Source organism: Mycobacteroides saopaulense (genome assembly GCF_001456355.1).
GTDB lineage: Bacteria > Actinomycetota > Actinomycetes > Mycobacteriales > Mycobacteriaceae > Mycobacterium > Mycobacterium saopaulense.
Map to the genome: position 1 here is coordinate 3511902 of NZ_CP010271.1, position 24592 is coordinate 3536493.

The window sequence follows — 24592 nt, forward strand, 5'->3', positions numbered from 1 at the left end:
GTGGAGGTTGATCTCGGCGACCAGTGGTGACCCGAGCCTCGTGTGCATGACATACCGCACGCCAGCGGAGGAGTTTACCGGGACACGTCGCCGCAGGTCAAAACGCGGCCAAGCCCCTTGCATGGGACAGGACATCCAGTGGTCCCACAAACAAAACCGTGGGGCCTTGGTGGCTCTCCTCCACCAAGGCCCCACAGGGTCTTCAAACAACCGTCGGCGATTTAGCCGTGCCAGGCACCCGCGGCGCTCTGGTCGGTGTGCTGCGCGTCCTGGTTGCCCTGGTCAACCTTCGAGTTGAGCTGGGTCAGGATCTGGTTGAGGTCCTCAGCGGACTGGTGCCAGGCCTTCTGGTACTCCTGGTACGCAGTCGCTTCCTGACCCTCGGCCTGCTGGACCAAGGGCTGGATGTCGTGCTGCAGTTCCTCGAGACCGGCCTGGAACTTGTTGATGATGCCCTTGACATCCGCAACCAACGCGTCAATCTCGCCGTGGTTATAAGTAATCTGCATGGTCAATCCCCTTTGCTTGTGATGTCTTTGATGACTGGTACGAGACGCTTAGAAGGTCTGGCTCTCGTCCATCTCCTGGATCCGACGCTTGTTCGACTCCATGGTGTCGTGAATCCCGATCAGCACCTTCTGGATGTCGCCCATCTCCTGATCGAAACGAGCCATCGCCTCGTCAAAGGCGTGCCGCGCCTGACCCTGCCACGTGCTGGTGCCCACGGCTACGCGGTCCCGCAGCTGGGACTGCATCGCGGTGAACTCCTGGTACTTGCCGTCGATCTTCTTGGCAGTGGAATCGAGCAACGCCAGGTCATTCTGAAAAACAGCCACTTCAGTTCCTCCCTTGTCCCCAGGCCCGGCCAGTCACGGGTGTGACGTCCGGTTTCTGGCCGGTTTTGTCCTTACAACTAGATACGATGGCCCGACCGTCAGATCGGTTCCATCTTTTTCAAAGTTTTTTTCAGCAATCTTTCTAGCTACCCGACTTTACCGCACGAGCAGTACGAATTGCTAGTTCACAGGCCTGATTGACGTCAGAATAGCTACCTTTCTTGTATTGACAGCCAACGCCTATCCGCAGGTCGTTGTCGAGAAGAACCGTCCACGCGATGTCATGGCCTTCCCGAACCTCGGTATAGGTGACCGCCGGCCGCTCCATCTTGGTGTCGTCGGCCTTGAAATCCGTGAACACCCCCGGTGGCTCCTTCTGCATGGCGGCTCGCAATGTGTCGGCCGTGGCAGCCAAGGTCTCGCTGGACTTCACCCGCACCTGGGTCACATGCACCATCGCCTCGGGGTCCTTGGGCGAGATCACCTCGACCCGAGCCGATCCGGCGCCGCCCGCGGGTATCCGGCGCACCGCCCACTCGGCGGGCACCATGAGCTGCACACGACCCTCCACCAGCAGCGAGGTCGCCACCACGGGAGTCGTCGGTGCCGGCCGCTCCCGCGTGGACGCCACCGTCAGCACGACACCCGTCACCACGATCGCCGCGGCCAGCCCGATCGCGGCGGCCGGCCACCACCTGGGAAACCGCGGGGCAGATCTGGGAGGGCTTGCCGGTGTCCACTCGGAGGTCCTCGCAGCGGCAGGCTCCTCGGCGGCCTCGTCGGTGAACGCCGAGATGCGGGGAACCTGGCCGATATCGCGGAACACCGAATCCTCGGCCACCTGCGAAACCCCGGGAGTCAGTCCGATCCGGTCGATCGCGTCCACGATCGCCTCGCCCATCTCGGTGTCGGACGAGTCGACGAGGATCGCGGCGACGCCGGTGGGTTCGTTGCGAACCACTTCCTCGACCGCACGTCCCACCGCCCGTGCGACCTCGCCCGCGCTCTTGGTCTCCCAGGACCGATCTTCGAGATGACGAACCGTGGCGGCCGGCTCGCCATCGGACCCGTGTCCGACGACGGTGATGGCGACCTCGGCAGCTGCCACCTCGACCACGACAAATGAGCGGCCGGACAGATCGGCCCGCACGCCTCGCTCGGCGAGCGCAAAGGCCCGTGACCGGACCGTCAACGTCGCCGCCATCATCCGCGCGGCACTCGACAACAAGGTGCGCCGCCCGGAACTCCACGTCGTGGGGTGGATCAGCACCATGGAATCGAGGCTGACGGGCGCATTCCGGTCGGTGAGTAATGACTCGAACAACGCCGCCCACAGTGCGCGGGACGGAACCACACGACCGGGCAACAGAGCCATCTCGTCGTCGAGTGCGGCTACCGCCGACCGCACATCGGAACGACCGGCTTCTCGGACACCGTCATCGGTTCGCGCCCGGACGGCGGTCTCGGTCACCTCGATCGCTACCCGCGCCCCTGCCAGCGGGTCGCGATCGAGAATCACTGCGGATCGCTCCAAGCCACCTGGATCAGTTGTTGACCGCCCGAGCGCATGACCAGGGTGCCGCGGCCCGGTGGCTGCTCGCTCGGCCGAACCGTACCGAGCAGGACACCTTCATCCTTGTTACCGCTCATCTGCAGACCGATGCAGGAGAGGTCCTTCATCCGGGCCATCATCGGCTCGAACATGGCACGCGAAGCACCGCTGGTGCGGCGGGCGATGACGACGTGCAGGCCGATGTCCTTCGAGTGCGGCAGGTACTCGGCCAGCGGCAGCAGCGGGTTTCCGCTCGCCAGCGCCACCAAGTCGTAGTCGTCGACCAAGATGTAGATCTCGGGGCCCGACCACCAGGAGCGGTCACGCAGCTCTTGTTGCGTGACATCGGGTCCGGGCATCCGCGACTTGAGCAGCTCGATCAGTGCCGGTACCTCGTCCACCAGCGTGTTGCTCGACATCGCGTACTTGGCCAGATGCTCGGTCTCGACGACACCGAGCAAGGTGCGGCGATAGTCCACGATGAACAGCTGCACCTGCTGCGGGGTGGTGGTGCGGACGATCTCGCGGCACATGGTGCGCAACAGGCCTGTCTTGCCGCACTCGCTGTCGCCGAAGATCATCATGTGCGGCTGCTCGCCGAACTCCAGGTACGTCGGTGCCAACTCGGTCTCGTTGATGCCGACGAGGATGCGCAGGTTCGGTTGATCGTTTTGCGGCGCTTGTGGAACCAACGCGGCGTAGTCGATCTTGTGCGGCAGCATGCGCACCTGCGGGGCTTCCGCCGAGCTGCGCTGCCGCATGCTCGCCGCGGCCGCACCGATCGCTTCACCCAGGTCCTGATTGGACGACACACTGTCGACACGTGGCAGACCGATGAGCATGTGCCGACGGTCGCGGGTGATACCGCGTCCGGGCCTGCCATCCGGAACAAGTTGCGCCAACTTGCGATCGAAGTCCGAGTCCAGCGGATCACCGAGGCGAAGCTCGACGCGCGTGCCGATCTGGTCCTTCAGGGCGGGCCGGATCTCGGCCCAGCGTGAGGCCGTCACCACCGTGTGCACGCCGAAGCCGAGGCCCTGGGCCGCGAGTGCAGTGACCTGTGGCTCAAGAGCCTCGAACTCCTGACGCACGGTGGACCATCCGTCGATGATGAAGAACACGTCACCGAACGGGTCGCTCGCGAGCTGGGGGTCGCCGGCACCCTTGCGCCGCCGGTACTCGGCCATCGAGTCGATGCCGTAGGCGCGGAAGGCGTTCTCGCGAGACCTGACAATCGTCAGCATCTCGGCGAAGGTGCGCCGGATCAGGTCCGATTCCAACCGGCTCGCCACCGAACCGACGTGCGGTAGTTGCGACAGTGAGGTGAGCGTTCCACCACCGAAGTCCAGGCAGTAGAACTGCACCTGCGCCGGACTATGTGTCACCGCAAGCGAAGTCACCAACGTACGGACCGCCATCGACTTACCCGACTGGGGCGCTCCCACGATGGCGACGTTGCCCGCGGCAGCGGAAAGATCGACGATGTACGGGTCGCGCCGCTGCTCGTATGGCCGGTCCACGATCCCGATCGGAACGGTCAGGCTGCCGACAGCATCGAAGCCGGCGCGGCCGTGACGGGGAATCAGATCACCGAGAGTGGGCGAGTCGTCCAACGGCGGCAGCCACACCTCATGTGCGGGATTGCCGTGTCCCTCAACACGATCGAGAATTGTGTCGATGACCGATTTGCCGGTCGCCTCGGTGGTGGCGGCCGAATCGTCTTCGACCACTTCCGTGGGACGCATCTGCAACGCCACCGGCGCCGCGGTGAAAAGGCGCGGGGCGACACCCGCTCCCCCTGAGGAGACTGCTCGACGCGCCGGCCCGTAGGGCACATATGGACCGGACACGTACGAGGTTTGAAACCGGGTCAGCTCTCCCGAATCGTCCTTGAGATAGCAGGACCCCGGGGTGTTGGGCAGATGGTAGGCATCGGGCACACCGATGGCGGCACGGGATTCATTGGCAGAGAAGGTCTTCAGGCACAGCCGGTAGGAAAGATGCGATTCCAGTCCGCGCAGGCGACCCTCGTCCAGACGCTGCGAAGCAAGCAGCAGATGGACGTGGAGCGACCGACCCAGGCGGCCGATCGCCACGAACAGCTCCGCGAAATCCGGGTGCTGGCTCAGCAGTTCGGAGAACTCGTCGACGATGATGAACAGTGCGGGCAACGGGGCGAGAGACGCACCGGCGGCGCGGGCACGCTCGTACTCGGTGACATTCGCGAAGTTGCCCGCGGCGCGCAGCAGCTCCTGGCGCCGATTCATCTCACCGGCGAGGGCGTCCTTCATACGGGACACCAGGTTTGCCTCTTCGGCAAGGTTGGTGATGATGGCCGCGACATGCTGTGCCCGGTCCAGGCCCAGGAACGTCGCACCACCCTTGAAGTCCACCAGCACCAGGTTGAGCGCATCCGGAGAGTGGGTCGCGATCATGCCGAGCGTCAACGTGCGCAGGAACTCCGACTTACCCGAACCGGTCGCACCGATGCAGAGCCCGTGTGGACCCATGCCATTCTCGGCCGCTTCCTTGATATCCAGCTCCATCGGAGTGCCGTCGACGGCGATACCGATCGGAACACGTAGCCTGTCACGACCAACCCGATTGCGCCACACCACTTCCGGGTTGAGCAGCCCGGGATCGCCGATCCCCACGATGTCGGACCAGCGCGTGCTGACCTCGGTCTGGATCTGGACCTCATCGCCACTGCCGGTGAGTACCCGGTAGGGCGCCAGCCGGCGCGCACAGGCCATCGCCTCGGTGATGGTCAGATGGTCGGGGTGCGCGAAAACCTCGGACCCGACATTGCCCTTGGCGCCCAGGCCACGTTCGGTCAGCTCCAGTTGCATACCCCGACGGGCGGCCAGCGGATCCACCCTGGTACCGATCTCGACGAGGGTCACCGAGTCGATGCCGTGGTCGACGATGAGGCGTTCTGAACCGATCAGGGTGCCGCTGTCCACGATGATGAGGATCTGCGGCCGATCGGGTGAGGGCTGAGCGGTGCGCGAGAATCGCTCACGCTCGGTGATCAGTGATGCCAGCGATTCCTCGACCTCACCGAGCGAGTGGTAGACCAGTCGAGACGAGCCGACACCGTCGAATGCGCTCGGATGCTGGGCGTGCGGAAGCCATTTGAGCCAATCCCAGTGCGGTGCCGCGTGTCGGTTGACCACTGCCGCGACCAGGAACTGGTCCGGGCCGTGGAACATCGCCAGCTGGCAGATCATGGCGCGCAACATCCCTCGCGCCACCTCGGGCGAGCCATCGATGGTGACGGCGGCAAAACCTCTCAGGTTCAACGCGATCGGCAGCTCCGGCACCAGCGAGTGCGTCCGCACGAATCGCCGCAGCGCGACGGATGCAACCGGCTCGAGTTCCTCGACGGGCCCGATCTCCGGCGCCACCAGCTGGGCGGCCAGCCGCTGATCGCCGACTCCGACGCGCACATGGCAGTAGTCGCTGTCGCCGGGGCGCCGCTCCCACATCCGGCGGCCGCCTGCCAACGTCCACAGCGCGGACGGGTCCGGGTTGTTCCACAACAGTGCCTTGCGTTGCGCACCGCCGGTATCGGTGACGTTCTTGCGCACCACTTCGAGATACCGCAGGTAATCCTTGCGGTCCTCGTTGATTTCGCTGGTCTTGGCGCCCTTGCCGCCGCTGTTGGACACCATGCTGACCATCGAGACCATCATCATGATGGGGAACAACATGAACATCGGGCTGCGCATCATGCCACCGCCTGCGCCGCCACCGAAACTTCCCGAGGTGACGAAGAAGGCGATCATGCCCACCATTGCCACGACCATCACCAGCGGCATGATCTTGGCGATGATCGGCGAGGGCACCGGCCGCGGAATCTCCGGCGGTGGCTGCACGTTGACCTCGCCACCCGGTACACGTGGGACCGCAAGCCGGGGCCGACGAATAAAGATTGTGGTGTTCACTCGGCGCTCACCCCTGGCCCTCCGGTTCCCCCGCGTCACATCTCGTGGCAATTTGCTTTGCCCCACGCTACCGCCCCGCCCACGGCGGGCTACAGAATAGGGCCGTTATATCCGGTGCCGCAACGAATTCGCTCACAGGATCGCCGCAGTCGCTGGTAGCGGGGCCGGCGAGCACCCGGATGCGGCGAACCGCTGGCGGCGTTCTGCCGCGTTCGGCTAGTGTGCATGCGCAAAGATCAATGACGCAGGGGCCAGGCCGGGGGCCAGCTAGGGGGCACAGCATGACACATGCGCAGTCGGGCGCCGAGCAACGTTCGGCGGTACTCGAACTGTGCCGCGTTTCCATTCAGGCTGAGCGCACCCAGGTCGACCTGGCGCTGCCGACGAGTGTCCCGCTGGCCCTCTTGGTCGGTTCGATCGTCGACATCATCAACCAGCACGTCGGTGTCCCCGAGCTGACCAGCCCGGAGGATGCCGTGGAAACGCATTGGCGTTTGTCCCGGCCCGGTCAGCCACCGCTGCAGATGTCCAGCACCCTTGGGGAGTTGGAAGTCCGCGATGGCGATCAACTGATTCTTACCCGATCCGACGTCGCCGCACCCGATCCGCTGTTCGACGACGTCTTCCTCGCGGTGTCGACATTCCGCACCGTGTCTGCTCATCCATGGAGCCGAAACGCCGCCCGGATACTCGGCGCCGCGGTCTGCGGGCTGGCCGCCCTGCTCGGCGCGACGGCGCTGTTACGTGCCGGCGCCACGAATCCCGGCCTGCTGCTTCCCATCATCGCCGTGGCGATCGCCCTGGTGGCGATCACCGCCGCGGTGTTCGCGAACAGGGTCTACGACGATCCCCTGGCCTCGGTGATGCTGAGTCACTGCGCCGTCGGCTTTTCGGCGGTTGCGGGCGCCCTCTTCGTACCCGGCAAGTACGGCGCCCCACACGTCATGTTGGCGCTCATGGTGGCGATGGTGGTGTCCATCCTGGCCATGCGTGCCACCGGTACCGGAACGATGTCCCTGGTCGCGGTCGCCTCGGCGTCGTTTCTCGGGTTCGCAGCCGCGCTCGGTTACGTGCTGTTCGAGCCGCCGATTTACAGCCTGGGAGCCGTGCTGGGCGCGGTAGGAATCTGCTCGGTGGCACTTTCACCCCGGGTGGCGATGGTCCTCGCCCGGCTGCCCCTTCCCCCGGTGCCCACGCAGGGCGCTCCCTCTCGCCCCGAACATTCCACGGCGCCAATCGAAGCCATCGAGGGTCTGGATGGACTCGACACCGAGGGCGATGACGTCGAGGACGCTACGGCGCTGCCGCCGCTGCCCGACCTTCGCGAGAAGGCGCTGCGTGCGCACGCCGTGCTGACCGGGTTGGTGTGTGGAACGTCCTCCGTAACCGCGGTGGGCGCCATGCTCGCGGCGTTGACCTTCCCCGGCGCGGGTGAGCATCACCCCACCGGCGCGCACCGGTTCAGCGGTGTGCTGCTGGCCGGATTGATCGCGCTGGCGATGATGCTGCGCGCTCGCTCGCACGCAGATCTCGCGCAGACGGTGGCCATCAACCTGGGCGGCATAGCCATTCCCGCCGCGGGATTCGCCTTCATCGCGGTCGCCTACCCGGCAGCCGCGGTGTACACCACCGTGCTTGCGGCGATCGCGGCCGGATCGGCCATCGCGCTGGGCTTCTTGGTCTCGGCGCGCAAGTACTCACCCGTCGCCCGCCGCACGGTGGAGATCATCGAATACATCGCACTGTCTCTGATCGTTCCGATCGCCGTCTGGGTGTGTGGCGTCTACAGCGCCGTGCGGGGATTGAACCTGCCATGAGCCTCGGCGTGGTCCGCCGTAGCGCCACCGCTGCAGCCGTTGTGATGTTGGCGATGTCGTCGCAGCTGGCGACCGGTTCGATGCATGTGCTGGCGACGGCACACGCCTTCGCGCCCCTGCCGGTGGACCCGAGCATGCTCCCCGGCCCGCGTCCCGCGGCCCCGATCGAGCCCACCGAACAGAAGGAACTGTGCCGATTTCCCGGCATCGATCCCAAGCGCGACCTCAACAAGGTGCCCACGCAACAGCGCGGACTCGATCTGCCACTGGTGTGGCAGCTGTCGCGCGGCAGCGGCCAGACGGTCGCCGTGATCGACACCGGCGTGGCACGTAGCCCGAGACTGCCACCCCTGATTCCCGGCGGGGACTACGTCTTCGAGGGTGGTAACGGGACTCAGGACTGCGATGCGCATGGCACGATCGTCGCCGGAATCATCGCGGCCGCACCGGATCCCACTGGAGCAAGCGCCTTCAGCGGTATCGCGCCGGACGTCAGCCTCATCACCATCCGCCAATCCAGCGCGAAGTTCGCGGTGAAGGATAAGGGCGGCAACGACCGCGACGATCCCTCCAAGATCAGCGGCGTCGGAAATGTGGACACCCTTGCGATGGCGGTGCGTACCGCTGCCGACATGGGCGCGACGGTCATCAATATTTCCGAGGTGGCCTGCGCCTCCGCCAAACAATTCCTCGATGATCGGCCTTTGGGGGCGGCGCTGCAGTACGCCGTCGACGTCAAGAACGTCGTCGTGGTCGTCGCGGCCGGAAACGTCGGCGACGGGCAGTGCAAGAGTCAAAATCCGCCACCGGATCCTGCCCGCCCCAACACTCCCGACTGGGATTCCGTCCTGGAGACGGTGAGTCCGGCCTGGTACAACGACCTGGTCCTCACGGTGGGCTCGATCGGGCCCGACGGGCAGCCCTCCAAGTTCAGCCTCGGCGGTCCGTGGGTCGACGTATCCGCGCCGGGTGAAGACATCGTCTCTCTGGACCCGAACCGCGACGCGCTGACCAACGCCTACATGGGTGATCAGGGTCCGGTCCCCATCCAGGGCACCAGCTTCTCCGCACCGGTGGTCAGTGGCGTTGTGGCGCTGGTGCGTTCACGCTTCCCTCAGCTGAGCGCGCGCGAGGTGATGGATCGCATCAAGAACACGGCGCATCGCCCGCCCGGCGGCTGGGACCCATATCTGGGCTTCGGCGTGGTGGACGCGCTCGCTGCCGTCAGCGACGACCTCGGCACCACCAGCGACCTCGCACGGGCCAATGCGGCCAAGAAGCTGGTGTTGCCACCCGCTCCTGCGCCGCCGGACCCACGACCGCGACGCGTCGCGCTCATCGGAATAGCGATCTGCGCGGCATTTCTCGCGGCGGCGCTAGCGATGCTGGCGCCGGTTCGCCGGCTCCGGCAGGGCCGGGACAACCCCGAGGCGTAGCGCCGGTCCTCGATGTCGTCCTGACGTTCTCTAGGACGGCGCCTGGGTGGCCGATGTCGACGGATTGATCGCCAAACCGGTCTTGTCCGGCGGCATCCCGTCGTGCACGACGAGCGCGTCTTCCTTGCTCAGCCGGGGCCCCGGCGGCAGCAGTCCCACCACCGGCCATGGCGCGGGAACGGGATCGACGGTGAGCCCCAGGGCCTTGGCGGCCTCCAGATTGCCGATGCCGAAACGCACGCCGGTGTCGAGGATGAGATACAGAGACTCGGCCCGTCCGGTGTCCCCACCCAGGCCGGTGGAGCGGACGAAGGCGCTGTGGGCAGGCGGGATGTAGGCCGTGTCGACATTGGGGCCTTCCTTGTCGGCCTGCGCCAACACCACCGGCACCTGGTCGGTCTTCAACGGCAACGAGTTGCCCATCAAGAGCTTGGTGGAGGCGTGCTCCTGCGTCTTCTCCTGACCGGGCTTCCAGCTACTGCACAGCACCGACTTCTCGGGAACATCCACGATCTTTCCGGCACGGTCTGGAAATGTCTGCACCGCAAGCAGGTTCAGGCTAGGGTGCCCGGAGATGACATCCGGCGCAACGGTGACGATGTCCTGCGCGCCCTGCGAATCGGAGAACCTGATGAGGTCCGCGGTGACCTCGTTGACACGCTGCACCCCACCCGCGAGCACCACGTAGTACTCCGCGGAGTCCGCGCGGCTCATCTTGATGACCGACCCCACACGAACACCCGCAGTCGTAATCGGCGCCGCCGCACCGGCGTCCGGGATGGGCGGCGGAGCAATGGCCGGCACCTCGGGGATGGCGTTGAGCACCGACATCGAAATCGGCCGGGGCGTCACACCTTCCAGGCGCAGCGCACGGGTCACGGCGGGGTTCGTCAGGTCTACCGCGGCGCGCTTGCCGTCGTAGAGCAGGTACATCTGGCTGTTCACCGTCACCAGGGCATACCTGTCCTTCGGCATTTCCTGGTTGCCGTTCTCGAGGGTCACCTTGCCCGCGATCACGGTGGTGGTGACGGTGGAACTGGGCGGCGGCGTCGAGACGTCGCACACCGTCCAGATGATGTCGTCACCCGACAGCGTCCCGGGAATCGACGCCGGCGCGCCGGGAATCCCGACCAGCGGACCGCGGCGCGCCTTCGCCAGCTCCGAGTCCTTGACCGGCTTGGGGTTCTCGTTGTTCCCCGAGATCAACCGGGCCGACGCCAGGTTGAGCGCGGGATGAAGGGTGTCCTGAATCCGGACGTACACCGCACCGGTGTCCTTGCCCATCACGATGGGCTGATCGCCCAGCGGCATGTTGGGCCGAAAGAAGGCCAAGATCGCGCAGCCGGCAACCACGACGGTGGCCAGCACGATGCCGACCATGAGTGAGCTCGACTGCGACCGCATCGGGTCGTGGATCATGCGGACGTCACGGCGAACCAGGGCGTGCTCCATGCGCCGCACCAGGAACCGGTACCCGCTGACCTGCAGCCGGGTTGTCGGTTGTCGCGCCATCGTCCCCCCTCCAGGAAATCTACGACCTAGCCATAGCTTTAGGCCGGCCCCCAGATCTTGTTAGATCCTACGTACGGGCCACACGGCCATGCAGCCTATTGCAATACTGGGCAACCACGATAGGTTGCGGGTGGTAGCCACAAGGATCGGACGGGTCGCGCGGCGGTAACCACCGACGCTACGGCGTGACAGAGGGCGGGATGGAAGGGGAAACGTGACGTCGAGCGGGGCGGCTCCGGAACAGGTTCGTCGGGCGACGATGCCGATCCAGATCATGGTGATCTCACAGCTGCTGATTCTCGCCGCGGTCCTCATCTCGTTGTTGTTCAGCTGGCCGTGGTGGGCCGCGCTGTTGATTGCGATCGTGTCACTGGCACTCGTCCTGGGCCGGTGGGGCGGCCAGACGGTCAGGCACTGGGCGGTGACCGGGTTCAAGTACCTGACGGGCCGCACCTATCGCAGCTCGGGCAGCATTGCCGACACTCCCAGCAGCCAAGACAGCTGGACCGGAACTCGTTGGGAAAACGGCAAACTCATCACAGTGCTGGAAATCAGCGCCACCCAACAACATCCCTCGGTCATCACTCCGGATCACTGCGCCACAGATTCATTGGTGCCCTTGCGCGTTCTGCGGGAGTGCATGCATCAGAACGACATCGAACTGGAAAGCATCGACGTCATCAGCAACGGCCAGCGCACCGCTCAGGGCACGGTGCTGCGCGGTGGATACGACCGACTGGTGGGGCCCCTGCCCGCCGTCGCCATTCGCACCGTCTGGGTGGTGCTGAGGTTCGACCCCGGCGTGAACGTCGACGCGGTGTTCCGCCGCGGCGGCGGCCGACGCGGTGCGGAGAGATGCGCCGTCATCGCCACGGCTCGAGTAAGGCGTGCACTGGCCGCGGCCCACTGCGCCAGCACCATCCTGCAGGCCGGACAGATTCACCGAATCAGCGCCGAGATGCTGCGCCAGTACGCGGGCGCACCCATGCACGAGGAGTGGAGCGGGCTGATGCTCATCGACTCCTACAACGTCGCCATGGGCATCGACCCGTGGTACATCACCGACGCCACCCTGACGGGGCTGTGGGCTCGGCCGACGCTGGAGACCACGGTGACGGTGCGGCTGCGCCCCTCCACGAAGGGCCGCACGTCAGTCGGCGCACTGGTTCGGTGGGCCACCGACGAACAACTTCCGGTGCGCCGCTCCACCGGAATGACCTCGCTCAACGGGAGTCAGCGCGACGCGTTCTTCGCCGGACTCCCCGTGGGCGCCATCGGGCTGGAATACCTGACCCGCAGCATCGAGATGAGCAACGAGGAGCTCGACGGCATTCATCTGCCGACATCGGGCTGCGGACAGTTGATCGGATCGGACATGTCCGGGCGCGCCATCGCCGCGCGCCTGTCCGGGCAGGGCGTGCACACAGTGGTGGTGCGCGCCGAGCTCTACGTCTGCCAGCAGGTGGTGCTCAGAGCGGTCGCGATCGGAGCACTCGTGGTCGTCTACACCGACCGCCCCCACATGTGGGATGTCATGGTGACCTCGATCGGTGACGCCAACCGCATCCAATTTGCCAGTGGCCCAGGGTTTATCGATCCCCGATGCACCCTGGCCGTGGTGGACGGGATGCAGCCGACCGCGCTGCCCAGCAACTGCACGGCCCTGCACATCATCAGCAGCGAGTACGACGCCCTGCCCGCGCATCCGGATGTCATCATCGATCAGCCCAACGGCTATGGCGATCAGATTCTCCTGACGGCAGGCGGTGAGACCATCCAGGTCCGCCTGGTGACGGTGAGCGATGAGCTCGCCTACCTGGGCCGGCCCATACAGGCCTACGCGCAGTAGCACTTTCACACCGCTAGGGCTCGTCGCGCATGCGCTCGCGGTAGGCGGCCACGTGCTGCCGGTTGCCGCAGTTCCCGGTGTCGCAGAACATCCGGGACCTGTTGCGTGACAAGTCGACCAGCACAGCATCGCAGTCCGGGGCAGCGCAGGTCTTCAGGCGGCGCTGCTCGCCGGTGCGCACCAGATCCGCCAACACCATGGCCGTCTCCGCGCCAAGCCGATCCGCCAAGGGCGCATCACTGGCTGCCATGTGCAGATGCCAGTCGGGCTCCTCGGCGTGCCGAGTGAGCCACGGCGAGGCATGGGTATCGGCCAGCAGCGCGTTGACCTGGCGGACCACGTATTCCTCGTCGTTGATGCGTGCCCAGATATCGCCCAGCCGGGTGCGTAGGGCCTTGACGGCTCGTAGCTCGGCGTCGTCCCCATCCCGCCGGCCCGTCCAGCCGTACCGGTCCAGAAGCGGCGGCAACGCCGCCGGGTCCGGGAGCAGCTCCCGGTCATTACGCGAGGTGTTGATCAGCTCCGCGGCCGATCGCAGCCCCTGCTCAGTGTCATGAGTGAAAATCATTTGACACCTGACATCCTCCGCTTATACCGTCATGACCGTATTGAATTTTACTCATGACATGCGGGAGGTGCGGTGAACGACAAGGCCAATTTCCGGGCTGGCGTGATACTCGCCATCGCCTCGGCCGCCACCTTCGGGTTCTCCGGCCCCTTCGCCAAGTCGCTCATGGCGGCGGGCTGGTCGCTGACGGCCGTGGTGACCGCTCGCCTGGCCGCCGGTGCCGCAGTCATGGTGGTGGCCGCCTGCATCGTGGCACCCGGCTGGTTCTCCGAAGCTCGCCGCCACGCCAGGGTGGTCGTGCTCTACGGCATCATCCCCGTGGCCGGAGCCCAGTTCTGCTACTTCGGCGCGGTCAGACACATGTCCGTGGGCGTGGCGATGCTCCTGGAGTTCCTGAGCCCCATTCTGGTGATCGCCTGGACCTGGCTGTCCACACGGCAGCGCCCACACACCCGGGTACTGGCCGGTGCGGCCCTCGCCTTGGCGGGAATGCTGTTGGTGCTCAACATCTTCAGCGGATCCCGCGTTGAACCCGTGGGGGTGCTGTGGGGGCTGGGGGCAGCGGTATGCGCCGCGTACTACTTCATCTCGTCGCACCGCGCGGGCGGCAAGGCTCAAGGGCTGCAACCCATCACGCTGACCACAAGCGGACTGCTCGTCGGAACCGTCGCGGTGGGCGGCTTCGGCCTCACCGGGATCATGCCCCTGGCCTTCTCCACGCAGGACGTAGAGGTCGCGGGCTGGCACGCGCCGGTGTACGTGCCCATCCTCGTCCTCGGGGTGGTCACCACCGCGATCGCCTACCTCACCGGAATCGCCGCCATTGCCCGGCTCAAGCCGAGCTACGCGTCCCTCATCGCCCTCACCGAAGTGCTGTGCGCGGTGATCGCGGGGTGGGTGCTGCTCGGGGAAACCATCGCACCCATCCAATACGCGGGGGCAGCGGTCATTCTCGCCGGACTGGTTTTGGCACACCGGGGTGCGGATACCGCCTCGGAACCCGAATCCAGCACCGCGGGACTCCCAGCTGCTCTACCTGCGGGATTGAAATCACATGGCAGTGACAGCGAATTATCCGTAACCTCAGTGTGTGACGCTACAACCGAATCCACGCCCAGCCAGTAAATTGCTCACCGCCGCCGCTCGCGCGGCGGTCGTCTCGGTTGCGGCAATCATGTTGACCACTGGCCTGGCGGTCGTCATCCCGGCCACCGCCTCCGCCGCCTGTCCCAATGTCGAAGTGTCCTTCGCTCGCGGACGCAGTCAGCCGCCCGGCCTCGGCAACATCGGAGACGCGTTCGTCGGTGCGCTGCGCAATCGCGTGAAGAACGTCAGCGTCTACGCGGTGCGCTACGACGCCAACACCGACGTGGGCGGCGGCGCCAACGACCTGAGCGCACACCTGCAGCAGACCGCCAACAACTGCCCCGACACCAAGCTGGTCGTCGGCGGCTACTCGCTGGGGGCAGGCGTGGTCGACACCGCCCTCGGAGTGCCCGGCCCCGTGCAGATCGGCAACTTCTTCTCCTTCGACAACCCGGTGCCGCCGGAGGTGGGCGACCACATCCGCGCAATCGTGACGTTCGGCAATATCGTGAATCGCTTTGCGCCGGTGCAGAATCTGGCCGGTGCATACGGCGACAGGGTGCTGGATCTCTGCAACGACGGCGACCCGGTGTGCATGGATGGAAACCAGGACACCTGGAAGTCCCACACCACGTATCCGCCCGCGCTGATCAACCAGGCTGCGGACTTCGCCGCCGCCCGGGTGAACTAGCCTCCCCTGGGTGACTGTCTCCCAGATCACCCATCGTCAGCTGCCGGTCAATGGAATCGACATGCATGTCGCCGAGCAGGGTAAAGGCCCGGCGGTGGTGTTGTGCCACGGTTTTCCGGGTCTCTGGTACACCTGGCGTCATCAACTGGCAGCCCTGTCGGCGGCCGGATTCCGGGTCATCGCACCGGATATGCGCGGATACGGGCGCACCACGGCGCCACGTGAGGCTTCCGCGTACGACCGCAGCACCACGGTCGCCGATCTCGTCGGCCTGCTGGACGCGTTGGAATTACCGGATGCAGTGTTCTGTGGGCACGATTTCGGCGCACATCTGGTGTGGGATATGCCCACCTGGGCTCACGATAGGGTCCGCGCGCTGTTCCAGCTGTCGGTGCCACGCACTCGGCGCCTTCCGGTGAAGCCCAGTGTGGGATTCGAATACCTTGCCTCTCAACACTTCACACATCTGGAGTACTTTCAGGAACCGGGCGTGGCGGAAGCCGAGCTGGACGCGCAGCCAGAGGCATTCCTGGCCGCGCTGTTTCACTCACTCAGTGGCGCCAACCGATACTTGGATTGCTGGGACCATCCAGCGCAAGTAGACGGCAAACGCAACGGCTATCTGGACGTACTTCCGAGCCCCCCTGCCCTGCCGTGGAATTGGCTGTCCGAGGAAGATCTCGGCTACTACGCAGCCGAATTCACACGGACGGGATTCACCGGTGGCCTGAACTGGTACCGGGCGGAAGACCTGGTATGGGCGCAGAACGAGCACCTACACAACACCCCAATCGACGTACCGGTGGCCTTCGTCGCCGGTTCGGCCGACCCGGTCCTGGAAATGCTCGGCAGCGATCCGATGACCGTGATGGCCGACCTCGTCCCGGGCCTGAAGTCGGCCGTGATCGTCGAAGGAGCCGGGCACTTCGTACAGATGGAGCGCCCGGACGCGGTCAACAACGCGATGATCGAGTTCCTGAACACGCTTCCGCCCAGGTGACGAGGCCCATAGCGCACCGATATGACAACCAGGTTGACTTACCCGTAGCATTCGCCTGTGACGACGTACAGTGCTGTTTCACCTGCAATCTCGGACGTCCGGCGGCCCGTATACCTGCTCGCCGCCCTCCTCATGTTTACCGGCCTGGTGGCCCTCTCACAGCCCGCACCCGCCGCCGCGGATCCGTGCGCAGCCGTGGACGTCTCCTTTGCCCGCGGCCGTGACGAGCCTCCCGGTCTCGGTCGTGTGGGCCAGGCGTTCGTCGACGCCCTGGGGCCCAAGATCGGCAGCATGAACGTCTATGCCGTGAACTACAGCGCCGGCCTGCTCTCCACCGGAGAAGGTGCGGATGACCTTCGTGGTCACCTCAGTGACGTCGCGGCATCGTGCCCCAACACCAAGTTCGTGATCGGCGGGTACTCGATGGGCGCAACTGTCGTCGACGACGTCGCCAACAACCCGCCGCCGGACGTCGCCGGGCGGATTCGTGGGATCGCGACCTTCGGGAACATCGACCGCCGCGGAGGCGGCATGACCGGGCCTCTCGCCGGACGGTGGATCGACCAGTGCAATCCCGGTGACCCCGTCTGCCAGGAGGGCGGCCGCTCGTGGACGGCACATCAGACCTACGAGCAGACCAACCTGCCCGCGCAAGCGGCGTCGTTCGTGGCCGGCAAGCTGTAAAGCCCGGCAGACTTCGAAGAAACGGCGCGCGGTGGAACCCGCCGAGCCGTAGCATCGTGGGGTGACCACGCATCCGCGGGGCACGAGGGTCGGCGTTGTCCTGAGTTATCTTGTCGCCCTGACGGTGTTCGCGCTGTCAGCGGTGAATGTTGTAGGGCTTATCTATGCGGTGCCTCACGCATCGGCAGATCCGTGTTCGGATATCGACGTTTCGTTTGCACGGGGACGCAAGGAGCCGGTCGGTTTGGGCCGGGTCGGCGACGAATTCGTCGATTCCCTGACTCCGCGAATCCAAGCCACCGGGGCCACCATGAACGTCTATCCCGTCAACTACGACGCGGGCATCTTCTCGGCCGGCGGCGGCGCCAATGACCTCAGTAATCATCTGCAATCGGTCGCTGGGAGCTGTCCGCGAACCAAGCTCGTCATCGGCGGGTACTCGATGGGCGCCGAGGTGATCGACACGATCATCGGTGTGCCGAATGTGGGCATCGGGTTCAACAAGCCCCTCCCGCCCGCGGTGGGCGATCGCATTGTCGCGATCGCGACGTTCGGCAACGCCACGCACCGTACGGGCGGGCCGCTGAGCGGCATCGCCGGTGTGTACGGTTCGCGCGCAATCGATCTCTGCAATCAGGGAGATCCGATCTGCATGGCCGGGCCCAACAACAGTTGGGATGCCCATACCTCCTACGAGCGCACCGGATTGCCCGCCGAGGCGGCCGCTTTCGTCGCTTCGAAACTCAACCGGCACGGCGAGCAAGAAGCCGAGTAGGCGGAACCTCCCACGTGGAGAAAGGCTAGTCCCCCGTCGGCCGGACACGGATGTCACGAGTGATCAGCACGCGGGCAGCCATCTCCTCGTCCGGCGGGTAGTCGACCCCGACCAGCGTCAGCCCACGCGCCGGTGCCGCCGCGAAATCACTTGAACGCCTTTCCTTCTTCAGCAGGTCCGCACACCACCGCACCGGCCGCCTACCCTCGCCCACCGTCAACACCGCGCCGACCAGAGAACGCACCATCGACCAGCAGAAGGCGTCGGCGCTCACATGTGCGGTCAGTCGATACCCGTCCAGATCCCAATCGAATCGCTGCAACTCGCGGATCGTGGTGGCACCCTCGCGATGTCGGCAGAAGGCAGCGAAATCGCGCAACCCCAACAGATTCCGCGAAGCCTCGTTCATGGCACCAACGTCCAGCGGCCGGTGCCACCCGACGATGTCATGGCGCTGCAACGGCAGCACCCCGAAAGGTGCTGTAGACAACCGGTATTCATAGTGCCGACGCAGCGCGGAGAATCGCGCGTCGAAATGTGCCGGAGCACGGACTACCTGGAGCACGCGCACGTCGTTGGGCAGGAAGCGCGACAACCGCCGGGTCAGCCTGTCGAACTCCGGCGCGCCTTCGGGGCGGTACCGGCCCCGCAACTCGGGTAGGCACTCCGCCGGTACATCCAGATGGGCGACCTGGCCCGTCGCATGCACCCCGGCATCGGTGCGCCCGGCGGCATACAGCGCCATCGGCCCGCCCACGATGGTCGTGAATGCCTCGCCCAGCACTCCCGCAACGGTGCGCTGGCCTACTTGAGTAGCCCACCCCGCGAAATCGGTTCCGTCGTAGGCGATATCGAGCCGTAAACGAACCAGCCCGCCATCAGAGATGGCGGGCTGGTTGTCAGATGTGACCAACGGTCAGTCCTACTTGTCTGCATCCTCAGCAGCAGGAGCCTCGGCGGCATCGGCCGCGCCTTCGGCCTCGGCAGCCGCGTCATCGGTCGTGTCGGTCTCGACCTCGACGGCCTCTTCGGCGGGAGCCTCGTCAGCCTTTGCCTCTTCCGCAGGAGCCTCGGCCTTCTTCGTCGACGCGACCCGGCGAGCCCGGTCGGCCTCGGACGTGACGGTCTTCTCCTTCACCAGCTCGATGATCGCCATGGGCGCGTTGTCGCCCTTGCGGTTCTCGACCTTGATGATGCGGGTGTAGCCACCATTGCGATCGGCGTAGAACGGGCCGATCTCCTCGAACAAGGCGTGCACGACGTCCTTGTCACGGATCTTCTTGAGCACCTCGCGCCGGTTGTGCAGATCGCCCTTCTTGGCGTGGGTGATCAGCTTTTCGGCGTAGGGCCGCAGCACGCGGGCCTTGGTCTCGGTGGTCTTGATGCGGCCGTGCTCGAACAGCGCGGTGGCCAGGTTGGCCAGAATCGCCTTCTGGTGGGAAGACGACCCACCGAGGCGGGCACCCTTAGTGGGCTTGGGCATTGCGACTATCTCCTATTCGGGGCCGGCCCCCGTATCAGGTAGGGCCGGGACGGATTGTGTTTAGAGCTGCTCGGTCTCGGCGAAGTCCTGATCGCCATCGAAGTCGTACGAGCCGGTGTCCGACCAGGTGCCGGTGGCGACGTCGTATCCGGCGACCTCGGACGGATCGAAGCTGGTCGGGCTGTCCTTGAGCGACAGACCCAGCTGATGCAGCTTGATCTTCACCTCGTCGATGGACTTCTGACCGAAGTTGCGAATGTCCAGCAGATCCGACTCGGTGCGGGCAACCAGCTCGCCGACGGTGTGCACACCCTCGCGCTTGAGGCAGTTGTACGAACGGACGGTCAGGTCCAGGTCCTCGATGGGCAGCGCAAACGAAGCGATGTGGTCTGCCTCGGCCGGCGACGGCCCGATCTCGATGCCCTCGGCCTCGACGTTGAGCTCGCGTGCCAAACCGAACAGCTCAACCAGCGTCTTACCGGCCGAGGCCAGCGCGTCACGCGGGGTGATCGAGTTCTTGGTCTCGACGTCCAGCACCAGCTTGTCGAAGTCGGTGCGCTGCTCGACGCGGGTGGCCTCGACGTTGTAGGTCACCTTGAGCACCGGCGAGTAGATCGAGTCGACCGGGATGCGGCCGATCTCGGCACCCGAGGCCTTGTTCTGCACGGCCGGAACGTAACCACGACCGCGCTCGACGACGAGTTCGATCTCCAGCTTGCCCTTGTCGTTCAGGGTCGCGATGTGCATGTCGGGGTTGTGCACGGTCACACCGGCAGGCGGCACGATGTCGCCGGCGGTGACGGCGCCCGGTCCCTGCTTGCGCAGGTACATGGTGACGGGCTCGTCCTCCTCCGAGGACACCACGAGGCTCTTGAGGTTCAGGATGATGTCGGTGACGTCTTCCTTCACCCCGGGAACGGTGGTGAACTCGTGCAGCACACCGTCGATCCGGATGCTGGTGACTGCCGCGCCCGGGATGGACGACAGCAGCGTGCGCCGCAGCGAGTTGCCCAGGGTGTAGCCGAATCCCGGCTCCAGGGGCTCGATGACGAAGCGCGACCGGTTCTCGGCCAGCGTCTCTTCGGACAGGGTGGGTCGCTGAGAAATCAGCATTCTTTTCTATCTCCTTCTCGGCACCCGCTATTTGATGCCGGTCAGTGTTGGACCAGCCGGGCAGGCCGGTCCGCCTTCATCTCTTACTTCGAGTAGAACTCGACGATCAGCTGCTCGGCGAGCGGAACGTCGATCTGCGCGCGCTCGGGCAGCTGGTGCACCAGGATGCGCTGACGCTCGCCGACGACCTGCAACCAGCCCGGGATGGGCCGCTCGCCCGCGGTCTCACGTGCAACCTCGAACGGCAGGGTGTTCAGCGACTTCGGCTTGATGTCGATGATGTCGTACTGCGACACCCGGTAGCTGGGCACGTCCACCTTCACGTTGTTGACGGTGAAGTGGCCGTGGCTCACCAGCTGGCGGGCCATGCGGCGGGTCCGAGCCAGGCCGGCGCGGTACACGACGTTGTCGAGACGGCTTTCCAGGATCTGCAGCAACTGCTCACCGGTCTTACCCGAGGAACGCACGGCCTCGGCGTAGTAGCGGCGGAACTGCTTCTCCATGACGCCGTAGGTGAAGCGGGCCTTCTGCTTCTCCTGCAGCTGCTGGCGGTATTCGCTTTCCTTGATCCGCGCGCGGCCGTGCTGGCCGGGAGGGTAAGGACGCTTCTCGTACGCGCTGGAGCCACCGACGAGGTCGACGCCCAGACGACGGGACTTGCGAGTGACGGGTCCGGTATAACGAGCCATTTTCTAAATCTTCCTCTCGACCCAGTCCTAGACCCGCCGCCGCTTGGGCGGACGGCAACCGTTGTGCGGCTGCGGAGTGACATCGGAAATCGCGCCCACCTCGAGGCCGGCGGCCTGCAGCGAGCGGATGGCGGTCTCGCGGCCGGAGCCGGGACCCTTGACGAACACGTCGACCTTCTTGACGCCGTGCTCCTGCGCCTTGCGGGCAGCGTTCTCGGCGGCCAGCTGTGCGGCGAACGGGGTCGACTTGCGCGAACCCTTGAAGCCGACGTGGCCGGAGGACGCCCAGGAGATCACGTTGCCCTGGGGGTCGGTGATCGAGACGATCGTGTTGTTGAAGGTGCTCTTGATGTGAGCGGCGCCGTGCGGGACGTTCTTCTTTTCCCGGCGACGGGTCTTCTGTGCCTTCTTGGGCCCTGCGGCCCCTGGTTTCTTCGGTGCCATTCGGGGTTACCTGGCCTTCTTCTTGCCGGCGATGGTGCGCTTGGGACCCTTGCGGGTACGCGCGTTGGTCTTGGTCCGCTGACCGCGCACCGGCAGGCCACGACGGTGGCGCAGGCCCTGGTAGCAGCCGATCTCGATCTTGCGGCGGATATCGGCCTGAACCTCGCGGCGCAGGTCACCCTCCACCTTGAGAGAGGCTTCGATGTATTCACGCAGTTGCGTCACCTGATCATCGGTCAGGTCCTTGCTGCGCTGCTCGGGGCTGATGCCCGTGGCGGCCAGGATCTCCTTGGAGCGGGTCCGGCCAATGCCATAGATATAGGTGAGCGCGATTTCCATACGCTTATCGCGCGGTAGGTCGACGCCTACTAGACGTGCCATGCGGCAGTTCCTCTTTCATTCAACGAAGGTCTGTTCCCAGTCCGTCCCCTCTAGGTTGGGGCCCCGGCCTCCGTTCCGGGGGTGATCCGATTTCTCGGTAGCCGGCGTGCCCGGCTATTGGATCTGGGAGGTCATCATTCAGTTATGTAGCTGGTCAGCCAGGTCCTTGCGGAAGCCCTGACTAGCCTTGTCTCTGCTTGTGGCGGGGGTCCTGGCAGATCACCATGACCCGCCCGTGCCGGCGAATGACGCGGCACTTGTCGCAGATCGGCTTGACGCTCGGGTTGACCTTCACGTTCCCAATCCTGTTCTTCTGTTACTTGTACCGGTAAACGATCCGACCGCGGGACAGGTCGTAGGGAGACAACTCCACTACCACTCTGTCCTCGGGCAGGATGCGGATGTAGTGCTGCCGCATCTTGCCGCTGATGTGAGCGAGTACCTTGTGCCCGTTCTCCAGCTCAATGCGAAACATCGCATTGGGCAGGGGCTCGACCACCCGACCCTCGACCTCGATGGCTCCGTCTTTCTTAGCCATATCCTCCGCGATTCTGATTGCCTGCTCCGGCTGTCGCCGGCTTGGACACGGCAAACGTTACCGACCCTCGAACGTGAGCCGGTGACAGGAAAATCCAGGACTGGGCACGCAGATAGTCGGCACGAAAGCCGCACCGTTGGTCAAGGATACCCGCGTAGCGCCCCTAAACCAAACCGGCGAGGGGAGCCGTCATTCCCCGGTCGCCTCAGGACCAGGTGACTCCCGACCTGCTGATATGAGGAATCGCCGTGGGTCGCACCAGACCCGCCGTCAACCATGCTCCCGCGATCCATATATGCGGTGCGGACTTGGCGGCCACCGTGCGCCTGGCGCGCATCGAAACGTCCGATCCGTCCAGGACGCGCTGCGCCCGGGCAGACAGCATCCGGTTGCGCACGCCCGAGCGACGCCGCTCCCGGGCACTGCGGTTGATCGCCAACCACGCCTGGGCCAGATCGCTGGACTCACCCAACGCCTCCGCGATGGCCTCTGCCGCCGCGACCGCGTCGGCCACACCCGAGTTGAGGCTGCGTCCGCCCAGCGGAGCGAACTGATGGGCGGCCTCTCCCGCGAGCAGCACCCGACGATTGACGTCGGTGTAGCTGGCGGCCACACCCTGAACGGTCTGATGCACCTCGACCGACCTGATGTGGTCGGCGTACCAGTCGTCGCGGGCGAGCGCGGCCACCCAGGAACGCACCTGCTCGGGCGTCGGTGTCGCCTCGTCGTCCGGCAAGAGCTGGACATCCAGGCGTAGACCGTCGCGGTAGGGCAGACGAATCGCGTGCCGTCCGCCAAGGTCCGGGTGGTGGTACTGGATCTGCACGGGCAAATCCACCGTGAGGCCGTCCGGATGCGGCTCGACGTCGATCACCACACAGGGCGGCGACGGCGGGCGCTCGGACATACCGATGTGCAATGCCTGACGAATGGCCGACTTGGTGCCGTCCGCGGCGATCACGTAGCTCGCACGCACCCTGTCGCCGCTCGCAAGGGTGAGTCGCGCGCCGGTGTGGTCGGTGCTGATATCGGTGACGGCGATTCCCCGGTGGTACTCCACGCCCAGACCCAGCGCCTCGGCCAGGGTCTCGTCTTCAATGGTGCGCTGCGACAAGCTCATTCCCCATGCCGCGGGATTCCACGGGCCGGGAATCCGCGAGGGAGCGTACGAGGACATGACGAAGACCGGCCGGCCCTGATAGAAGGTCTGAACGCCGTGGACCGCCAACGCCGATGCACGCAGCCGGGCCCCCAGCTCGGGCGCCACGCGGTCATATCGCCGCAATGTCGAATGCCCGACGAACGTGGCGCAGTTCCGGTGCCGCTGGTGTTCTTTGGAACCCGCGGCTTCCAGCACAACCACGCGAATTGCCCGGCGCGCCAGCACCGTCGCGGCCAGCAACCCGACCGGACCACCGCCGACGATCACGACGGCGTCATCGGTGATGTCCCGGTGCGCGTCCGCCGAGACTGCCGCGAGGTGAGCCACCCCATGACGGTACCGCGCAACAGCAAGGGGGCGCCTGCTCAGGCCCGCGGACCGTAGCCAGCAGGACAGATTCGTGGTACCTATGTCGGTAATGGCGAAGATCGCCAGCAGCAACGGGGACAACGGGGAGGGGGTCGAGTGGACGGTCTGACGGTCGGGTACCTGGCGGCCTTCGCGGTCGGCGGGATCGCGGTGCTCTCGGCATTGCTTCTCACCGATATCGGCCACGGCGACGGAATGCCGTTTCTCAGCCTGACCTCACTGTCTGCCGCCTTGACCGGCGCGGGCGCGGGGGGATTCGCAGCCTCTGCCCTGGGCATCACCGCCGTGCCGTCGGCAATCATTGCCGCGGTGTGCGCGGTCGCGCTGGTGTTGATCCTGCAACTTTTTCTGACGTATCTGAGAGGCCAGCAGGCGAACTCGCACTCGGGACGCGCGTCCTACGTCGGCAGGCTCGGCACGGTGACTCTTGAGGTGCCCGCCGGAGGCGGCTGGGGCGAGATCGCCTTCACCGATGCCGACGGCAACCGGGTGCGTTCACGCGCGATCACCGACGAGCCCGAAGGACTGGCCAAGAACGCCGCCGTCTACATCGCCGATGTGGACTCCGACTACCTGCGCGTCGTCAGCATTCCCGACTCACCCACCGATTCGTACCGATAGTTCAACCACTAGGCCAACCACTAAGCCAACCACTAAGGA

The 24592-nt window shown here is 65.5% G+C and carries 24 protein-coding genes; 9 read left to right on the forward strand and 15 right to left on the reverse strand.

What is annotated here, in order from left to right:
• Positions 1 to 221 precede the first annotated feature (221 nt).
• The 4 genes from MYCSP_RS17570 to eccCa all read right to left on the reverse strand — a co-directional run bounded on the left by MYCSP_RS17570 (position 222) and on the right by eccCa (position 6335).
• Positions 222 to 509: a WXG100 family type VII secretion target gene (locus tag MYCSP_RS17570; protein ID WP_030096755.1), complete on the reverse strand. Its 288-nt coding sequence runs from the start codon at positions 507 to 509 to the stop codon at positions 222 to 224.
• A 48-nt stretch (positions 510 to 557) separates the two neighbouring features.
• Positions 558 to 836, reverse strand: a complete 279-nt coding sequence (locus MYCSP_RS17575; RefSeq protein WP_005055995.1) for a WXG100 family type VII secretion target — start codon at positions 834 to 836, stop codon at positions 558 to 560.
• A 142-nt stretch (positions 837 to 978) separates the two neighbouring features.
• On the reverse strand, positions 979 to 2355 hold the full coding sequence (locus tag MYCSP_RS17580; RefSeq protein WP_088414524.1) for a type VII secretion-associated protein: 1377 nt from the start codon (positions 2353 to 2355) through the stop codon (positions 979 to 981).
• Positions 2352 to 6335 (reverse strand): type VII secretion protein EccCa, encoded by a 3984-nt coding sequence (gene eccCa / locus MYCSP_RS17585; protein WP_088414526.1) that lies wholly within the window; start codon positions 6333 to 6335, stop codon positions 2352 to 2354. Before eccCa ends, MYCSP_RS17580 begins: the two co-directional genes overlap by 4 nt.
• A 281-nt stretch (positions 6336 to 6616) precedes the next feature.
• On the opposite strand from eccCa, the gene eccD reads away from it, so the two are divergent.
• Both eccD and mycP read left to right on the forward strand, forming a co-directional pair.
• Positions 6617 to 8152 (forward strand): type VII secretion integral membrane protein EccD, encoded by a 1536-nt coding sequence (gene eccD / locus MYCSP_RS17590; RefSeq protein ID WP_088414528.1) that lies wholly within the window; start codon positions 6617 to 6619, stop codon positions 8150 to 8152.
• Positions 8149 to 9588 carry a type VII secretion-associated serine protease mycosin gene (mycP, locus tag MYCSP_RS17595; RefSeq protein ID WP_088414530.1) on the forward strand — a complete coding sequence of 480 codons (1440 nt, stop codon included), beginning with the start codon at positions 8149 to 8151 and terminating at the stop codon, positions 9586 to 9588. Before eccD ends, mycP begins: the two co-directional genes overlap by 4 nt.
• Positions 9589 to 9618: 30 nt before the next feature.
• Here mycP and eccB read toward each other — a convergent pair whose 3' ends face one another.
• The gene (gene eccB, locus MYCSP_RS17600; protein WP_088414532.1) at positions 9619 to 11100 is read right to left on the reverse strand and encodes a type VII secretion protein EccB; all 1482 of its coding nucleotides are present in this window, start codon (positions 11098 to 11100) and stop codon (positions 9619 to 9621) included.
• A gap of 214 nt (positions 11101 to 11314) precedes the next feature.
• Here eccB and eccE point away from each other — a divergent pair, with 214 nt between their 5' ends.
• Complete coding sequence (gene eccE, locus MYCSP_RS17605; protein ID WP_088414534.1) at positions 11315 to 12949, forward strand: type VII secretion protein EccE; 1635 nt, start codon at positions 11315 to 11317, stop codon at positions 12947 to 12949.
• A gap of 13 nt (positions 12950 to 12962) precedes the next feature.
• Here eccE and MYCSP_RS17610 read toward each other — a convergent pair whose 3' ends face one another.
• The gene (locus MYCSP_RS17610; protein WP_162266257.1) at positions 12963 to 13517 is read right to left on the reverse strand and encodes a CGNR zinc finger domain-containing protein; all 555 of its coding nucleotides are present in this window, start codon (positions 13515 to 13517) and stop codon (positions 12963 to 12965) included.
• A 72-nt stretch (positions 13518 to 13589) separates the two neighbouring features.
• On the opposite strand from MYCSP_RS17610, the gene MYCSP_RS17615 reads away from it, so the two are divergent.
• From MYCSP_RS17615 to MYCSP_RS17635, 5 genes are all read left to right on the forward strand, one after another.
• Complete coding sequence (locus tag MYCSP_RS17615) at positions 13590 to 14642, forward strand: EamA family transporter (protein ID WP_088414536.1); 1053 nt, start codon at positions 13590 to 13592, stop codon at positions 14640 to 14642.
• A 1-nt stretch (position 14643) separates the two neighbouring features.
• Positions 14644 to 15294, forward strand: a complete 651-nt coding sequence (locus MYCSP_RS17620; protein WP_070909424.1) for a cutinase family protein — start codon at positions 14644 to 14646, stop codon at positions 15292 to 15294.
• 10 nt (positions 15295 to 15304) lie between these two features.
• Positions 15305 to 16294: an alpha/beta fold hydrolase gene (locus MYCSP_RS17625; RefSeq protein ID WP_088414538.1), complete on the forward strand. Its 990-nt coding sequence runs from the start codon at positions 15305 to 15307 to the stop codon at positions 16292 to 16294.
• Between the two features lie 132 nt (positions 16295 to 16426).
• Positions 16427 to 16978, forward strand: coding sequence for a cutinase family protein (locus tag MYCSP_RS17630; RefSeq protein ID WP_083013514.1), 552 nt, complete (start codon positions 16427 to 16429; stop codon positions 16976 to 16978).
• 61 nt (positions 16979 to 17039) lie between these two features.
• The gene (locus MYCSP_RS17635; RefSeq protein ID WP_088414543.1) at positions 17040 to 17753 is read left to right on the forward strand and encodes a cutinase family protein; all 714 of its coding nucleotides are present in this window, start codon (positions 17040 to 17042) and stop codon (positions 17751 to 17753) included.
• A 25-nt stretch (positions 17754 to 17778) separates the two neighbouring features.
• On the opposite strand, the gene truA is transcribed toward MYCSP_RS17635, so the two are convergent.
• The 9 genes from truA to MYCSP_RS17680 form a co-directional block, all read right to left on the reverse strand.
• Positions 17779 to 18666 (reverse strand): tRNA pseudouridine(38-40) synthase TruA, encoded by an 888-nt coding sequence (gene truA, locus MYCSP_RS17640; protein WP_088414545.1) that lies wholly within the window; start codon positions 18664 to 18666, stop codon positions 17779 to 17781.
• A 9-nt stretch (positions 18667 to 18675) separates the two neighbouring features.
• Positions 18676 to 19236, reverse strand: a complete 561-nt coding sequence (rplQ, locus tag MYCSP_RS17645) for a 50S ribosomal protein L17 (RefSeq protein WP_083013511.1) — start codon at positions 19234 to 19236, stop codon at positions 18676 to 18678.
• A gap of 60 nt (positions 19237 to 19296) precedes the next feature.
• Positions 19297 to 20349 (reverse strand): DNA-directed RNA polymerase subunit alpha, encoded by a 1053-nt coding sequence (locus MYCSP_RS17650; RefSeq protein ID WP_070909418.1) that lies wholly within the window; start codon positions 20347 to 20349, stop codon positions 19297 to 19299.
• 83 nt (positions 20350 to 20432) lie between these two features.
• Entirely contained in the window at positions 20433 to 21038 is a 606-nt protein-coding gene (rpsD, locus tag MYCSP_RS17655) for a 30S ribosomal protein S4 (RefSeq protein ID WP_005080548.1), read from the reverse strand.
• A gap of 27 nt (positions 21039 to 21065) precedes the next feature.
• Positions 21066 to 21482, reverse strand: coding sequence for a 30S ribosomal protein S11 (gene rpsK, locus MYCSP_RS17660; protein ID WP_005055956.1), 417 nt, complete (start codon positions 21480 to 21482; stop codon positions 21066 to 21068).
• A 6-nt stretch (positions 21483 to 21488) separates the two neighbouring features.
• A complete protein-coding gene (rpsM, locus tag MYCSP_RS17665) occupies positions 21489 to 21863 on the reverse strand; it encodes a 30S ribosomal protein S13 (RefSeq protein WP_030096736.1) in 375 nt (124 codons plus the stop codon).
• A 181-nt stretch (positions 21864 to 22044) separates the two neighbouring features.
• Positions 22045 to 22158, reverse strand: a complete 114-nt coding sequence (gene rpmJ / locus MYCSP_RS17670; RefSeq protein ID WP_003886927.1) for a 50S ribosomal protein L36 — start codon at positions 22156 to 22158, stop codon at positions 22045 to 22047.
• Positions 22159 to 22179: 21 nt separating this feature from the next.
• On the reverse strand, positions 22180 to 22401 hold the full coding sequence (gene infA / locus MYCSP_RS17675) for a translation initiation factor IF-1 (RefSeq protein WP_003418601.1): 222 nt from the start codon (positions 22399 to 22401) through the stop codon (positions 22180 to 22182).
• A 205-nt stretch (positions 22402 to 22606) separates the two neighbouring features.
• Positions 22607 to 23890, reverse strand: coding sequence for an FAD-dependent oxidoreductase (locus MYCSP_RS17680; RefSeq protein ID WP_083013509.1), 1284 nt, complete (start codon positions 23888 to 23890; stop codon positions 22607 to 22609).
• Positions 23891 to 24028: 138 nt separating this feature from the next.
• On the opposite strand from MYCSP_RS17680, the gene MYCSP_RS17685 reads away from it, so the two are divergent.
• A complete protein-coding gene (locus MYCSP_RS17685; RefSeq protein ID WP_088414547.1) occupies positions 24029 to 24553 on the forward strand; it encodes a hypothetical protein in 525 nt (174 codons plus the stop codon).
• Positions 24554 to 24592 lie beyond the last annotated feature (39 nt).